This is a genomic window from Pedobacter sp. MR2016-19, from assembly GCF_014947265.1.
GTDB lineage: Bacteria > Bacteroidota > Bacteroidia > Sphingobacteriales > Sphingobacteriaceae > Pedobacter.
The window spans coordinates 334,554-349,925 of the sequence record NZ_JADCNK010000001.1 but is presented as its reverse complement, the minus strand read 5'-3'; the positions used below and the strand labels follow the sequence as shown (position 1 = coordinate 349,925).

13 protein-coding genes are annotated in these 15,372 nt (G+C 37.1%); 7 read left to right on the top strand and 6 right to left on the bottom strand.

What is annotated here, in order from left to right; translation table 11 throughout:
- Positions 1-29 precede the first annotated feature (29 nt).
- The gene (locus tag IM793_RS01505) at positions 30-353 is read right to left on the bottom strand and encodes a heavy metal-binding domain-containing protein (protein WP_090497467.1); all 324 of its coding nucleotides are present in this window, start codon (positions 351-353) and stop codon (positions 30-32) included.
- Positions 354-529: 176 nt separating this feature from the next.
- Here IM793_RS01505 and IM793_RS01500 point away from each other — a divergent pair, with 176 nt between their 5' ends.
- Entirely contained in the window at positions 530-3,610 is a 3,081-nt protein-coding gene (locus IM793_RS01500) for a VIT domain-containing protein (RefSeq protein ID WP_193419409.1), read from the top strand.
- Between the two features lie 59 nt (positions 3,611-3,669).
- On the opposite strand, the gene IM793_RS01495 is transcribed toward IM793_RS01500, so the two are convergent.
- A complete protein-coding gene (locus IM793_RS01495) occupies positions 3,670-4,191 on the bottom strand; it encodes a 5'(3')-deoxyribonucleotidase (protein WP_227256099.1) in 522 nt (173 codons plus the stop codon).
- 144 nt (positions 4,192-4,335) lie between these two features.
- Here IM793_RS01495 and IM793_RS01490 point away from each other — a divergent pair, with 144 nt between their 5' ends.
- The gene (locus IM793_RS01490; RefSeq protein ID WP_132395762.1) at positions 4,336-4,896 is read left to right on the top strand and encodes a 30S ribosomal protein S16; all 561 of its coding nucleotides are present in this window, start codon (positions 4,336-4,338) and stop codon (positions 4,894-4,896) included.
- Positions 4,897-4,975: 79 nt separating this feature from the next.
- On the top strand, positions 4,976-5,503 hold the full coding sequence (gene rimM / locus IM793_RS01485) for a ribosome maturation factor RimM (RefSeq protein WP_193419408.1): 528 nt from the start codon (positions 4,976-4,978) through the stop codon (positions 5,501-5,503).
- A 30-nt stretch (positions 5,504-5,533) separates the two neighbouring features.
- Here rimM and IM793_RS01480 read toward each other — a convergent pair whose 3' ends face one another.
- Positions 5,534-7,684 (bottom strand): UvrD-helicase domain-containing protein, encoded by a 2,151-nt coding sequence (locus IM793_RS01480; RefSeq protein WP_193419407.1) that lies wholly within the window; start codon positions 7,682-7,684, stop codon positions 5,534-5,536.
- Between the two features lie 193 nt (positions 7,685-7,877).
- On the opposite strand from IM793_RS01480, the gene trmD reads away from it, so the two are divergent.
- From trmD to IM793_RS01465, 3 genes are all read left to right on the top strand, one after another.
- Positions 7,878-8,552, top strand: coding sequence for a tRNA (guanosine(37)-N1)-methyltransferase TrmD (gene trmD, locus IM793_RS01475; RefSeq protein ID WP_193419406.1), 675 nt, complete (start codon positions 7,878-7,880; stop codon positions 8,550-8,552).
- A gap of 138 nt (positions 8,553-8,690) precedes the next feature.
- The gene (gene rplS / locus IM793_RS01470) at positions 8,691-9,038 is read left to right on the top strand and encodes a 50S ribosomal protein L19 (RefSeq protein ID WP_025141628.1); all 348 of its coding nucleotides are present in this window, start codon (positions 8,691-8,693) and stop codon (positions 9,036-9,038) included.
- Between the two features lie 70 nt (positions 9,039-9,108).
- Positions 9,109-10,284 (top strand): mechanosensitive ion channel family protein, encoded by a 1,176-nt coding sequence (locus IM793_RS01465; RefSeq protein WP_132395754.1) that lies wholly within the window; start codon positions 9,109-9,111, stop codon positions 10,282-10,284.
- Positions 10,285-10,630: 346 nt separating this feature from the next.
- Here IM793_RS01465 and IM793_RS01460 read toward each other — a convergent pair whose 3' ends face one another.
- From IM793_RS01460 to IM793_RS01450, 3 genes are all read right to left on the bottom strand, one after another.
- Positions 10,631-11,290 (bottom strand): phosphatidylserine decarboxylase family protein, encoded by a 660-nt coding sequence (locus IM793_RS01460; RefSeq protein ID WP_132395752.1) that lies wholly within the window; start codon positions 11,288-11,290, stop codon positions 10,631-10,633.
- 55 nt (positions 11,291-11,345) lie between these two features.
- Positions 11,346-11,888 (bottom strand): hypoxanthine phosphoribosyltransferase, encoded by a 543-nt coding sequence (gene hpt / locus IM793_RS01455; protein WP_193419405.1) that lies wholly within the window; start codon positions 11,886-11,888, stop codon positions 11,346-11,348.
- Between the two features lie 82 nt (positions 11,889-11,970).
- Positions 11,971-14,133: a transglycosylase domain-containing protein gene (locus tag IM793_RS01450; RefSeq protein ID WP_193419404.1), complete on the bottom strand. Its 2,163-nt coding sequence runs from the start codon at positions 14,131-14,133 to the stop codon at positions 11,971-11,973.
- A gap of 131 nt (positions 14,134-14,264) precedes the next feature.
- On the opposite strand from IM793_RS01450, the gene IM793_RS01445 reads away from it, so the two are divergent.
- The gene (locus IM793_RS01445) at positions 14,265-15,341 is read left to right on the top strand and encodes an Mrp/NBP35 family ATP-binding protein (protein ID WP_121285419.1); all 1,077 of its coding nucleotides are present in this window, start codon (positions 14,265-14,267) and stop codon (positions 15,339-15,341) included.
- The last annotated feature ends 31 nt before the right edge of the window (positions 15,342-15,372 follow it).

The window sequence follows — 15,372 nt, the reverse complement described above, 5'->3', positions numbered from 1 at the left end:
TTTGCTTAGTTTTCGCAATAAGCAATTTCTTAATCTGCTAAAATTACAGCAGTACCATTGGCGCTTACCATGAGCATGCTTCCGCCGCTCCCTACTGTTTCGTAATCTAAATCAACACCAACAATAGCATTTGCACCCAAAGCGGCTGCATATTGTTGCATTTCGTTAACGGCTGTATCTTTACCCTCTCTTAAAACGCGTTCGTAAGAACTCGATCTACCCCCTACTATATCTGTTATGCCTGCAAATAAATCTTTAAAAATATTTGCGCCAATTATCGTTTCTCCGGTAACCAGACCGATATATTTTATAATTTTTCTGCCCTCAACTGTGGGCGTTGTGGTTACTAACATCGTTTCAGTTTTTATCATTAGAACAAATTTTTTAAAAAATGTTACATTTTTCAGAAAGCTTTTTTAAGTATTTCTAAAGTGGTTTTGTGCTGCTAAATCTAAGGCCGCTAAGCACTTCTAAAAAATAAATTTATGAAATCGCCAATGCTTTTGCATCACTATTAAAAATCAATGCTATGAGCACATCTAGAACTTTACTCCTCCTCCCCTTATTATTGGTTGCTTTTTTTGCTAAGGCGCAAATGCCAGTGTTAAAGGTACAACAGGCCGAAACTGCAGAACAGAAAGAATCTGTTAAACTTAAGAAACTGAATATCGATGTACAGATAACAGGAAATATTGCCACAACGGTGATGACAATGACCTTTCATAATAGCAGCAACCGCGTTTTAGAGGGCGAACTTACTTTCCCGATGCCGGAGGGAGTGAGTATTAGCCGTTATGCTTTAGATATCAATGGGAAAATGCGCGAAGCCGTACCCGTGGAAAAAGCAAAAGCAACCGAAGTTTTCGAAAGTATTGAGCGCAGACGGGTCGATCCGGGGCTGCTGGAGAAAGTTGAAGGGAATAATTTCCGTACCAGAATATATCCTTTGCCTGCAAATGGGAGCAGGACTATCATTGTGGGTTATGAAGAAGAATTAAGTTTTAATAACGCAAATGTTTTAAGGTATCACCTGCCCTTAGATTATAATCAGGCCATTGAAAATTTCAGCTTAAAAACCACCGTTTTTGAAAGCGTTATCAAACCAGAGCTTGGCGAACAGCCTGATGGCAGTTTTAATTTAAAGGCCAATGGGAATACCTATGTTGGCGAGATTAATAAAACCAATTACCAGCCCCAAAATGGCCTCACCATTAATCTGCCAAAGCGAAATAACCTCCCTGAGGTACAAATGCAAAAAGCATCATCTGGCTACTATTTTCTGGTGAATGTTTTTCCTAAAATTGAAAACCGGCAGCGGCAGTGGGCCAACCATATTGGCCTGCTCTGGGATGTATCGTTAAGTGGTCTTCAACGCAACACCGATAAAGAAATGGAATTGCTTGATTTAATCATCAGGCAAAAACAAAACTTAAATATCCAGTTGGGCCTGGTAAATAATGGTTTTAAAAATGGCGGAACATTCGTCATATCAAATGGCAATTGGTCTGCATTAAAAGATAAACTGAAAAAACTGGTTTACGATGGCGGCACAAATTTCAGCGCAATAAATGCAAAGGCCATCCAGGCAGACGAATATCTTTTATTTACAGATGGCTTATCTACCTTCGGAAGCAATAGTATTGCTTTAAATAAACCTGTTCATTGTATTAATACGGCGCTAAAAGCAGATTACAGCACTTTAAAATATATCACCTTAAAAACTGGCGGACAGTTTGTAAACCTCAATTCCATAACGGTTAACGATGCTTTTAAACAATTAAATCAGCAGAACCTTCAGTTTTTAGGAATCAAAAATGGAGCGGATGTAAGGCAGACTTATCCTTCAATGAAAGTAAATGTAAACGGACATTTCTCTTTATCTGGTATTATGAATGAATTTAATACTGAATTTACGTTGCAGTTTGGTTTTGGAAATACTGTTGTTTCAGAACAAGTGATTCGCTTAAATGCTACTGAGCATACTTTGAGCAGTATTGATGTAAGCCGCGTTTGGGCGCAGAAGAAAATTGCTGAAATGGATATCCAGTACGAAGAAAATAAAGATGATATCAGCGTTTTAAGTAAACAGTTTGGTATTGTTACCCGCAATACCAGCCTAATAGTGCTTGAAAATCTTGATGATTACCTGCGTTATGATATTGTGCCTCCTATTGAACTTCAACAGGCCTATAATGCGGTTTTGAAGCAACGCAGAACGGCTATTTTGGAACGTAAGCAAGATTTGATCGATGCTGCGGTAGCCATGACCAAAGAACTGAAAACCTGGTGGAATACCGACTTCTACTATAAAGAATCAGGAAAGAAGAAAGAGAGATACCCTGACCCTGGGCAGAGAGATGTAAATGGAATTCCGACAGCTGATATCGTAATGAGCGAACCAGTTGGTGACGCACCAAGTCGAGAAGTTGCGAAAGCAGCTGAAATGGTAGTTCCACCTATGCCACAAGCGGTAACGCCTGCTCCAGCTACTGGAGCTGCCAGAAGAGATAAAGAAACGAATCAATTAAATGAAGTGGTGGTTGTAGGCTATGCCGCTCAGCAAAAAACTGCTGTAACGGGATCGGTCACGATCATTAGAAGCAATGCTTCAAGCGCTCTTCAGGGTAGGGTTGCGGGTGTTCAGATAGCAAGAGTAGATGCCATGAAAATGCCGCCGCCTGCACCACAACAGCAACCCGCCATCATTATCCCTGAATTTAAAAGTGATAAAGATTATATGAAGAACCTGGTCGGTAAACCAGATAGTGCTTACCGGGCTTATTTAAAAATGCGCTCAAAATACATTTCAACACCGATGTTTTATTTTGATGTGGCGAATTGGTTTTACCAGCAGAAAGACAGTGTAAGGGCCTTAACCATTTTAAGCAATATTGCCGATTTAGATTTGGAGAATGCCGATCTATATAAAACCCTGGCCTATAAATTAAAGCAAACCGGAAATTATAAAGATGAGCTTTTTATTACCCAAAAAGTCTTGCAATGGCGTCCTATGGATGCACAGAGTTATAGGGATTATGCCTTGGCGTTGGCTGATAACGGGCAATATCAACCAGCATTAGATAATTTATATAAGGTACTTACCCAAAGTTATAATGCCCAGATTGCCGATAGAGACCAGGGCATCGAAGAAATCATCATTTCGGAAATGAATAACCTCCTGGCAAAACATGGCAATAAACTCAGTACAAAAGAAATTGATAAACGGTTGATCCAACCTTTATCTGTTGATGTGCGTGTAGTGCTCAACTGGAATAAAAATGATACCGATATCGACCTTTGGTTAACTGACCCAACGGGAGAAAAAGGATATTATGGAAACTCCAGAACGAAAATTGGCGGAAGGATCAGCAACGATTTTACCTCAGGTTATGGCCCGGAGCAGTTTATGATTAAAAAAGCGATAAAAGGAAAATATAAAATTGAGGTGAATTATTATGGCGATAACCAGATTAATATTAGCGGTCCAACAACCGTTACCGCTGAGATTTATACCCGATATGCTACTGGTAAACAGCAAAGAAAAGTAATTGTATTGCCGCTCGCAGCTGAGAGTAGCGGGGGAAACCTGGTAGGTGAATTTAATTTTTAGGATTATATTGATTAATTGTATTCATAGGGGTCGACTTAAGTCGACCCCTATGAATTATATTATAGCAACAAACCCGCTACCTCTTCCCAGGTATTTACACGTTCGTATTCTGTTACAAGCAAATTGTGGGGCGATGAAAATAATAAAGGTCGACCGTTAAAATTTACAAAGTTTTTAATGCGGTCGTCAATGATGATGTCAACATTCACAATTTTATTTCCGCAGAACATGATGTGCTGCCAATCAATGAAAGGAAAATGTTCGGCCATCCAATCGTATTTGTCGACCAATGAATTGCGGAACTCCATTGCTGCCGAAACAATATACACATCATATTTTTCCTTTAAGGCTTTAATTACCCGCTGGCTATCTTCAATCACCTCAAGGTCGCGAAAAAAGCCAGGTTCATTGATATATTCGAACCATTTTTGGTTAACATCCTGTGGAACATGGTGGTAAATCTCGTTTCCTGCGTCAATCTTTAAATCAAGCGGAACATTAAAATCCCGGTTATATAATTTAATAAATTTTCCAACGGCGTCGGCAATCACCTCGTCCATATCAATCGCAATTCTTTCCATTCTGTACCTGCAAATATTTTGGTGCAAATATCCTGAAAACAAAGAAATTAAACTATGTTTTTAATTTACAGTATTTTAGTTATCTTTGCAGCCCCGCAGCATGAAGCTCCGGGAACTATGTTGAATACATAAATACAAAAGAAAATGGCAACTAAAATCAGATTGCAAAGATTCGGTAAAAAAGGAAAACCTTTTTTCCACGTTGTGGTAGCAGATTCTCGCTCTCCACGTGATGGTAAATTCATTGAGCGTTTAGGTTCTTACAACCCAAATACCAATCCTGCTACCATCGAAATTAACTTCGAAAAAACTTTAGCTTGGGTAAACAGTGGTGCACAACCAACTGATACTGCTCGTGCTATCCTTTCTTACAAAGGTGTTTTATACAAAAAACACTTAGAAGGTGGTGTTAAAAAAGGAGCTTTAACTCAAGAACAGGCAGATGAAAAATTTGCAGCTTGGTTGGATGCTAAAGCAGGTAAAATTTCTGGTAAAACAGAAGGTTTAGCTACTTCTAAAGCAGATGCGCGTAAAGCAGCATTAGCAGCAGAAGCTAAGAAAAAAGAAGATAAAGCAGCAGTTATCGCAGCTAAAAATGCACCAGTTGCAGAAGAGGTTGTTGAAGAAGAAGCACCAGCTGTTGAAGCTGAAGCAACTGAAGAAGCTCCTGCAGCAGAAGCTACTAAAGAAGAAGGAGCAGAATAATTTTAATTATTTTGTTTCATAAAATAGCGTTCCGGATTCGGAACGCTATTTTTTTAACTAAAAATGTCAATGTAATAATATGAAACACGAAGAAGCATTTTATATAGGTTACGTTACTAAAACTAGGGGTTTAAAGGGAGAAGTTCAGGTATTTTTCGAATTTGATGAATACGAACAACTCGAATTTGATGTGGTATTTGCCGATATGAATGGTAAGCTTGTTCCCTATTTTGTGGCTTCGGCAAAATTACAAGCCAATAAAACCGGATATTTTAATTTTGATGATGCTGATCATATCGATAAAGTGCAGCAGCTATTAAAAAAGAAACTATACCTGCCCCTGTCGCAAATGCCAGAACGCGAAGAAGGAGAATTTTTCTATACTGACTTTAAAGGTTATTTAGCAATAGATGAAACTTTGGGTGAACTAGGCGAAATTTTGGAAGTAAACGAATACCCACAACAATTTGTGGCTGCAGTGATGTACAAAGAAACCGAAATCCTGTTCCCGTTAAATGAAGATTTTATTGTAGAATACCACGAGGATGAAAAAATTGTGACGTTGAATCTACCTGAGGGTTTACTAGATATCTATTTAGAAAAATAAAATAATTCTTTTGACATACCTAAATAAGTATTAATTAGGCTCAATTTGTTTTTCTCCGCAGTAAGGGCAAAAAACGAATTTTTTATCTATCTGATTTTTACAAAATTTACATGTATTATGTTCAATTATCGGATTAAATGACGAGTTTGCCTTATGAGTAAAATTGTCTGGTATTTCTTTTAAGAAACTTGATTCATTTCCTTTTTCAGTAATTAAAAACAACTCATCTTTGGCCCTAGTAATGGCAACATAAAAGAGTCTTCTTTCTTCTTCAAACAATAGATCATGATTTGAAATCTTTATTGCTTGAAAAATTCTATCTTCCATCCAGATATCGGGGAAGCCACCATTTCCTTCGGTTAATCCAATAATGAAAACGGCTTTAGCTTCCAAACCCTTTGATGCATGTATTGTTTTTCCTGTAACAGACAATTTTTCCTGTTTCATACGATCTAAATAAGGATTAAACATCTTGCTTCTCCTGTACAAAAAAAGAATATCTTCTCTTAAATAGCCCTTTAAAATTAATTTTTTTACCTCGGCAGCAACATAGTCAAGATTCTCATTTTCATCTTGTCCTGCAAAGATGTTAATCTTATTATCTGATTTTTTAAAAGATTGAATATTTTTCTCAACCTTAAATTTATTGTTTTTTATAACTTCATTGCTAGCGCTTACTATATGCTCAGTGCTTCTATAGTTCATGTTTAATTTTATTGTTTTGGAATGCTGAAAATAGCTTTCAAAATTTACAATGTAATCAACATTTGACCCTCTAAAGCCATAAATGCTTTGCCAGTCATCTCCAACACAAAATAATTGATTATTTTGTGTTAACAATAATTTGAGAAGCGCTACTTGAAGATTATTTACATCCTGAAATTCATCAACTAAAATATATTCAAATTTCTGCCTGAATTTATCACCGATTTCTTTATGATTTTGGAATAAATCAATGGTTTTAATAATCATGTCGTTAAAATCCAGATATGATTTATTGATACAGTACTTCTGGTACTCTTTTAATAATGGGATAGCTAGTTTGTAAAAATCTCTTACTCTTTCATGTTGGTCTTTTTGCGATTTTTTCAATAATAAATCTGTTGCTATATTTTCGACCTTTACCAAATCCAAGGCTGAAAGCGCCAATCTTAAAAAGTCCTTTATTTCTTTGTGGTAAAATTTAAACTCCTCTTCAAAATTTAATGCATTAGTATAATGATAATTTGCTGGTAGCCTGTTTTTAACGATCCGCTCTAGTGTAACATTAAATAGAGCCGTATCTTCCGTTTGCTTCTCATAAGTTTTTACAAGAAGCTTATTTGCTTTTTGAAACTGATCTTCCTTGTTTTTAGTTGAATAACTTTTGTCACTGATATGTTCTATGTATAAATTTGCTTCTGGAATAAAGAAGTCAGGTTTGAAATCAAAATCAGAAAAATTTATAATTGGTTCATATTCAAATTTTATGCTGTGCCTATAAAGCCAGTCTGAAATATATTGCTCGGATTTGGATCTTACTTTTGTTCCATTTAAAGATGTGTAATACTTTCCCTCAGGATATAAATTAGGCCTAGCTTGGTTTTTTTGATGAATCTTATCTACTAAATAATCAAGAATATATCTTTTTAAGTCTAAAAGGTAATTGTTCGATTTACAACATTCAATCAAAATTTTATGCATAACCTCAAAGGATGTTTCTGTAGCAGAGTATTTTGTGAACTCATCTTGGTGGTTTTTTGTTTCACCAATTATTTTGAATTTATTATCAAACTCGTTTACGCCAAAATTTCTTAAGATATTATAGCACAGACTGTGAAATGTACGGAGCGTCAAGTTGTCAATCCATTTATACTTTTTACTGAAAAAATATCGCTCAATATCCTTTTCTTTTGCAGATTTATTTTTATCTGATAAAATTTCCCGATAGTTTTCGGTATCATCAGCAGAAATGATCAGTCTATCAAGCATTTCATTAACGGCGTTTTTAGTAAATGTGATCGCTAGTATATTAGAAGGATTAACATTCTTTTCTTCAATTAAATAAATCAATTTCTGCAAAAGTGTTTTTGTTTTTCCTGAACCCGCACCAGCAAGAACGAGCAGTCGTTTTGTTTCTGAAACCACAGCTTTCTTCTGTTGGCCGTTTAGATTGCTTAAATCAGTTTTTACTTTCTTCATTGGAATGGTGAATTATTTAATATCCGGTGCCTACTAGTTTTAAACTTTAAGCTAATTTACGAATTTTTAAGGGTATCTAATTTTGGATCTCTTCTGATTACTTGCTCCTATTGCTATTCATTTCAAATTTTAATCAAACAGCAAAATTCGACTTCGGGCTAAAGACTTCAGACTAAAGCCTTACCTTTGCGTTATGCGTTTCGATATTATAACAGTTCTGCCCGCTTTATTAGAAAGCCCGTTTGCTCATTCTATTTTGCAACGTGCACAAAAAAAAGGCATTGCCGAAATCGTGGTACATAACCTGCGGGATTACGCCACCAATAAACAAAAAAGTGTAGATGATTATCAATATGGCGGAGGAAGCGGCATGGTGATGAGTATCGAACCCTTTGCAGCGTGTATAGAAAAACTTCAGGCTGAGCGCGAATACGATGAAATTATTTTCATGAGTCCCGATGGTGTTACTTTAAATCAAAGTACAGCCAACGAGCTTTCTATTAAAAAGAACATCATTATTTTATGTGGCCATTATAAAGGCATAGATCAGCGTATACGCGATATCTTTGTAACGAGGGAGATTTCTGTGGGTGATTATGTTTTAAGCGGTGGTGAGCTTCCTGCTGCGATTGTGGTAGATGCTGTGGTGCGTTTAATCCCCGGTGTTTTAAATGATGAGACCTCTGCCCTGTCTGATAGTTTTCAGGGAGAATTGCTTGATGCACCAGTTTATACGCGGCCGGCAGATTGGCGCGGATATAAAGTGCCGGATGTTTTATTAAGTGGTCACGAGGCAAAAGTGAATGAGTGGAGACACGAACAGGCTTTAGAACGGACTAAAATGCGCCGCCCTGACCTTTTGGAATAGAAGCATTTAACACAATCGAATGTGGAATTCATAAAGAATGTGGAAAAAATTAAAATAGGTTTTTTTTTATCAAAAATAATCCCTAATATTGCAATCCGATTTTCACGGGATGAAATATCGATTTAATAGCTTAAAATCATGGATTTAGTAAAATTTGTTGAAGAGCAGGCCATCGCGAAAAAAGATTTTCCTGCGTTCAAGTCTGGCGATACAGTGAGCGTACACTATAAAATTCGCGAAGGTAATAAGGAACGTATCCAAATTTACCAAGGTGTTGTGATACAACGTAACAGTGCTGGTGCTAACGAAACTTTCACAGTTCGTAAAATGAGCAACAGTATTGGGGTTGAGCGTATTTTCCCTATCAACTCTCCAAACATTGAGAAGGTAGAAGTAAATAGCTATGGTAAAGTTCGTAGAGCGAAATTGTTCTATTTACGTGCTTTAACTGGTAAAGCTGCCCGTATCAAATCTTTGAGAAAATAATATTCTTTATTATAAGATATAGCCTTCACGATTCATTTCGTGGAGGTTTTTTTGTTTGTACCTTTGTTAAATGTTAGATTCTGCTTTTTTCGACCAGGTTTTTTGGGGCAATACTGTAAAAGCCTATTTTCTTTTAGGTGGCATTCTTTTTTTAGGCCTAATATTCAAAAGGATTGTATCAAAACTTTTAAGTAAACTGCTGTTTAGGCTCTTTAAAAATTTCTCTAGTCAATCTCATGACGAAGCATTTGTTGGGCTTTTACTTAAGCCGATAGAGGTTTTTATTCTGTTAGCTACGCTTTACCTTTCTATCAACCAGTTAAAGCATCCGCTAGAGGTCGCTGTATTCCATTATAGTAAATTAATCGGTAAGGTTAAAGAGTTGATCCCGGTAACCATTGGCGATTGTATCGACCGGATATTTTTGTTTGGGATCATTCTATCTGTTTTTTGGATTATTTTAAGGATAATCGACTTCATTAGTCACGTTTGGTTATATAAAGCATCGCTTACTGAAAATAAGGCCGACGATCAACTGGTGCCCTTTTTAAAAGAGCTGTTGAAAACGGTAGTGATCTTTATTGGTTTTTTTACCCTGCTGGGTTTTGTTTTCGAGGTTAATGTATTGACGCTGATAACCGGATTGGGTATTGGAGGTATTGCTATTGCATTGGCGGCTAAAGAGAGCTTAGAGAACTTAATAGGTTCGTTCACCATCTTTTTAGATAAACCTTTTACTGTTGGCGACCTGGTGAAGGTTGACGGTGTGGAAGGCACTGTAGAAAAGGTCGGTTTCAGAAGCACAAGGATCAGAACTTCCGAAAAAACCATGGCTACCCTACCCAATAGGGGCATGATCGATGGGGTTTTAGAAAACCTTTCATTGAGAAATTCACGTAAAGTATCATTTGTGATCGGACTTACATACGAAACCAGTTCCGATTCTTTAAGAAAAATTATCACCGAAATTGAAAGTTACATCAATAATCATGAGGGCACCAGCGATGATGGAAATGCCTCGTTTAAAAGCTTTGGCGATTCGGGTTTGAATGTTGAAGTTAATTATTTTGTAACAGTACTTAATTATTCCGAATTCCTTAAAATCAGGCAGGAAATCAACCTGGAGATTATGGACATTGTAATCCGTAATAAATCTGATTTTGCTTACCCAACACAGCGTTTAATTAGCGACAGGCCCCTTGGCAATGCCACAGAAAAAGAAGTGGGTAATGATGCTACAGATTAGTTCTGATCCCGTGGTTTTTGTCTCCACAAACCACTGCGTAAATTAAAGAAATTGCGATACAGAAGATGTAATGGATAAGGAAAAAAAGTTGCTTTTTTTTGGAAAGCAAAGCCTGTGGAACTATTAAAGTTTGTTCCTGCTATTCACTACAAGTCCTCTCCCGATGAAAAATCGGGATCCGGGCTTTCCGTTGCTATCAGGTTTAGGTGGATTCTTCAGTGTTTCAAAATACTTTCAGGTTCCGTGGTCTGTGTTCTCACGGAATACTGGGTTAACACAATGGTAGTAAAAACAAAAAGCCGGTTTAGCATTAACTAAACCGGCTTTTTTATAAAGTATTATATCCTTAGCTTAAAGTTGCCAATGTAGTGATTCCACCTTTTACCACCTGGTTAAGTTCTACATTAACTTTGGTGCCGACCGGAAGAAAAACATCTACCCTCGATCCGAATTTGATAAAACCGAACTGTTCAGTTTGTATCACCTGATCGCCTTCTTTTACATACCATACAATCCTGCGGGCCAAAGCACCTGCAATTTGACGGAACAATACAGGTGTGCCGTTTTTATGCTCGACAACAGTGGTTGTACGTTCATTTTCGGTAGATGATTTTGGATTCCACGCTGCAAGATATTTTCCCGGGTGATATTTGAAGAACTTCACTACTCCCGAAATCGGATTACGGTTAATGTGAACGTTTACTGGCGACATAAAAATCGAAACCTGTAAACGTTTATCTTTAAAATATTCTCCTTCTTCAGTTTCTTCAATTACCACAACTTTACCATCTGCAGGGCAAATAACCAGGTTATCGCCTGAAGAAAAGCTGCGGCTCGGATTGCGAAAAAACTGCAGTACAATAATGAATAATGCAGCTGAAAAAATATAAATGAACCAGCGCAACCAGGTAATGTCGTGATACTTATAATCAACAATAGCGTTGATGACGAAAATAAACAGTATGCTTAAGGCAATGGTAGTGTAACCTTCTTTATGTATGGTCATTGTGTTAAAAATTATTGGGCAAAGGTGCGAAAAATAAATTAATCCAATTTAAAAATTATGCGCCCGTTGCTCTGTAAATATCCGTCAGGTTTCTGCCAAGACCATTGTAATCTAACCCATAGCCCACCACAAACTCGTTAGGTATTTCAAAACCAACATATTCCAGCGCTTTAATTTCATGTTTTAGAGCACCTGGCTTAAGTAAAAGAGAAGCAACTTTAACTGTTGCCGGATTTTTTTCTTTTATCGTTTTTAAAATATGCGTTAAGGTTAAGCCAGTATCAACAATATCTTCTACAATAACAATATCTCTGCCTTCGATGTTATCCGGCAATCCGATCAGTTCTTTTACATTCCCTGAACTTGCTGTTCCTTCGTAGGAAGCTACACGTATAAAAGCAACTTCGCAAGGTACATTAATCTCTTTGATCAAATCAGCCATAAATAGGAAACTGCCATTTAGTACACCGATAAATAACGGGCATTTATTTTCGTAGTCCACATTCATTTGGATGCCCAGTAAACGGATCCTTTTATTTAGGGTATCATTTTCTAAAAATATCTCGAACTCCTTATCCTCTACTTTTATTTTGTGCATGCCGCTGTTGGGTGGTTAATTATATAATTTGGTTAACTGGTTAATTATTGGGTTTAACCATGAACTGTAAACTGGTAACAGCCTACTGCTGACTTTTCTCCAATTCTTTCTGTCTTCTTCGTTCTTCCCTTCGCTCCTGCCTCAATTGTTTTTTGGTTTTGGTGGTATCGGCAGGTGTGGTGGTCTGTTTATTTATCGTTGTATCTTTTTTAGCCCCACTACCAAAAAGGCGTTCGAAGAAACTTTTATTTTTATCGTGTACAATTACAACCGGCAATCCATCTCCATCATCGTCAAATGCAGAAGTATCAACCAAAGCAGTATCAGGTGCTAAGTAACGACGGAGTCCTTCTCTCAGGCGAACATTATAAAAGCCATAACCTGAGGTGTCGCCAGGTGTTAAGCCTTTTCTGGCCATAATATTACCCATAAACCTGAAATAGTTGAACATATAAGGTTTCAGGCTTCCATCGGCCATAAATTTATACATCGACGCTTTCGGTTTAGGTACAATACTGGCCAGGAACAGCCCATCGCCTATAGTTAAATCGGCAGGTTGTTTTCCAAAATAATATCGTGATGCTTCCCCTATCCCATAAATATTTTTCCCCAATTCCATGATGTTGAAGTATACCTCCAGCATCCGCTGTTTGCTAATCAGGTGGTTATGTTCAATAAGCCAAACAATCAAAATCTCTTCGGCTTTACGGGCCAAAGTTTTCTGACGGCTTAAATATACATTCTTAACCAGTTGCATGCTGATGGTACTGCCACCACGCTTAAATTTCTTTTCTTTAAAATTTACGGCGATTGATTTGCGAATCGATTCTTCAACAAAACCATTGTGCGTAAAAAATGAAGGATCTTCTGCCGTTAAAACGGCATTGATAAAATTCTTTGAAATGGCTGATAATGGCGTGAAATTAGGGTTCGATGGTCCAATGGTAATATCACGCATCGGTTTGCCATATTCGTAAGGTGTATATACAAAAGTATTGTTGATTTTTTGCAGGTTGGTTTTTCCCCACTGCACAATTTTGAAATTAACTGGCGTTAAGGTCGAATTAAAGCGTACGCTATCAGGTATTTTGGTGTCCAGGTAAAAGTTAAGGTTATATTTAACTTTGCCCTGTACTTTTAATCCCTCGAGCGATTCGAACAAGCCTTGTGGAAATGCATCTAAAATCCCTTGCGCATCCTGCTCTTCAGCATTTAGCTTTAGCTCATATATTTTATTCTTTCCTAAAGTATATTTAACAAAGGGATGGATCTGTGCATTTTTCAAATAAGCGGTTGAGGTACTGTCCAAAGCAATGTAATTAGGTCCAACTAAGATATCTGCATCTAATTTTGCGCTTTGGATTATAATGTCGTTTGAAGCAATACGGTGTTGATTAATCAACATGTTTTTAACTGACCACGAGCCAGATATCTTATAATCATCGCCACTGTATTTGGCATTTTTTAATTCGGTTTGCAAGGTATCGAAACTAAGCTTGGCATGTAGTTTACTATTGAGGTAAGGTAATTCCAGCTTTTTTCCATCAGCATAGGCCATAAAATTTAACTTTTTACTGCCCGGATTAACATAACCATTAACATGCCAGATAGATTCGTTGTTGTTCACGTCAATGGTTGATTTTAAGTCGCCGCCATCTATCGTAGCATTGGTTGCAAAACTTAACCTGGCCGTATCGTGATCGTTTAACCTGAAAATCATGTTTTTTACATCCATATCATCAGGTATTTTATATAAAACCTGATTTAAAATGTTACTGGCTATTTCTGATAAATTGGCTTTTCGGTTGGTTTGAGTGCTGTCTTTTTTCTTCCGTTTTAAGATGAAATCGATATTTGTAGTCGAATCTTTAAGCACGACATTAACAAAACCGTCTTTCAGTTTTACTTCCGAAAGTTTTACGTTACCGAATATTAATGGAAAAAGTTTAACACTAACACTCAGCTCATTAATGTTTGAAAGGGTATCGCGTTCTTTAGGCACAACAGAAATATTGGTCATTTTAACCGTGCTGAGACCGGTGAAACCTACTGATCCGATTTTGACATCCAGATCATAATCTTTATTGGCCTTGGCAATTGCTTTAGCCACCATTTTTTTAAGAAGCGCCTCCCTTTTGCTGTAGGCTACTGCCCCTAGCGCAATACAAACAACTAAAAAAACACCTAAAACCCAGGCTCCGATTTTTAAATATTTTTTGGGGATCTTAATTTTTGGTATTTGCATATAGTCGTTAAAATGGTTAATTGCTTAAACGTAACAATTAAATGTTTATTTCGTGTTAAAATTACAGTTAAAAAGCCTAAATAAAAGTATTTGTGGCTATGTTTTGTTAATTTTGAATTTAAATTAATACCATGCAGATTAGCCCGCAACAAGTTTTAGATGCGCTTAAAAATGTTGAAGATCCCGATCTTAAAAAAGATCTGGTTACTTTAAACATGATTAAAGATTTACAGATTACAGATAACCTGGTCAATTTTACATTGGAGCTTACCACACCGGCATGTCCAATGAAGGAGATGCTGAAAAATGCCTGTACAAATGCCATCAAACATTTTGTATCGCAAACGGCAGAGGTGGTGATCAATGTAACTTCAAGGGTTACTCAACCAAGTAATTCATCATCGCTAGATAACATCAAAAACATTATTTTGGTTTCATCTGGAAAAGGGGGAGTTGGTAAATCTACTGTGGCGAGCAATCTGGCAGTTGTATTGGCTAAAGATGGTGCCAAAGTTGGCCTTATCGATGCCGATATTTATGGCCCATCGGTACCAACTATGTTTGATCTGGTTGATGCCAAGCCAGGTGCCGAAGAAACCGCTGATGGTAAAACGAAAATTTTGCCAATTGAGAAATACGGGATAAAATTATTGTCTTTAGGTTTTTTTGCAGATCCTGGGCAGCCAGTGCCGTGGCGTGGACCAATGGCATCTAACGCAGTAAAACAATTGTTTAATGATACCAACTGGGGAGAACTGGATTATCTGATCGTAGATCTTCCACCTGGAACGGGCGATATCCATATCACTATTACGCAAAGTTTCCCAATTTCAGGAGCAGTTGTGGTTACTACGCCGCAACAGGTTGCATTGGCTGATACACACAAAGGTTTGGCGATGTTCAGAATGCCTGGAATTAATATCCCGATTTTGGGTGTTATAGAAAATATGTCGTATTTTACTCCTGCAGAATTGCCGGAGAATAAATATTATATCTTCGGAAAAGGTGGTGGTACCGAGCTAGCAGCACGTTTTGATGTGCCGTTTTTAGGAGAAATCCCAATTATTCAAAGCATTTCGGAGGCCGGAGATCAAGGGAAACCAGTGGCATTAAATCAAAACCCGTTATTGGATGTTGTATTTGGCGATATTGCAAGTAAGATTGCACAACAGATCTCCATCAACAATGCGCAAATGGTGAATTGCTAAAAAATTACTATTTTTATAAATTAAAATATAT

Coding starts and splice junctions, on each gene's coding strand:
- IM793_RS01505 (WP_090497467.1), bottom strand. CDS start 353: ATGTTAGTAACCACAACGCCCACAGTTGAGGGCAGAAAAATTATAAAA.
- IM793_RS01500 (WP_193419409.1), top strand. CDS start 530: ATGAGCACATCTAGAACTTTACTCCTCCTCCCCTTATTATTGGTTGCT.
- IM793_RS01495 (WP_227256099.1), bottom strand. CDS start 4,191: ATGGAAAGAATTGCGATTGATATGGACGAGGTGATTGCCGACGCCGTT.
- IM793_RS01490 (WP_132395762.1), top strand. CDS start 4,336: ATGGCAACTAAAATCAGATTGCAAAGATTCGGTAAAAAAGGAAAACCT.
- rimM (WP_193419408.1), top strand. CDS start 4,976: ATGAAACACGAAGAAGCATTTTATATAGGTTACGTTACTAAAACTAGG.
- IM793_RS01480 (WP_193419407.1), bottom strand. CDS start 7,684: ATGAAGAAAGTAAAAACTGATTTAAGCAATCTAAACGGCCAACAGAAG.
- trmD (WP_193419406.1), top strand. CDS start 7,878: ATGCGTTTCGATATTATAACAGTTCTGCCCGCTTTATTAGAAAGCCCG.
- rplS (WP_025141628.1), top strand. CDS start 8,691: ATGGATTTAGTAAAATTTGTTGAAGAGCAGGCCATCGCGAAAAAAGAT.
- IM793_RS01465 (WP_132395754.1), top strand. CDS start 9,109: ATGTTAGATTCTGCTTTTTTCGACCAGGTTTTTTGGGGCAATACTGTA.
- IM793_RS01460 (WP_132395752.1), bottom strand. CDS start 11,290: ATGACCATACATAAAGAAGGTTACACTACCATTGCCTTAAGCATACTG.
- hpt (WP_193419405.1), bottom strand. CDS start 11,888: ATGCACAAAATAAAAGTAGAGGATAAGGAGTTCGAGATATTTTTAGAA.
- IM793_RS01450 (WP_193419404.1), bottom strand. CDS start 14,133: ATGCAAATACCAAAAATTAAGATCCCCAAAAAATATTTAAAAATCGGA.
- IM793_RS01445 (WP_121285419.1), top strand. CDS start 14,265: ATGCAGATTAGCCCGCAACAAGTTTTAGATGCGCTTAAAAATGTTGAA.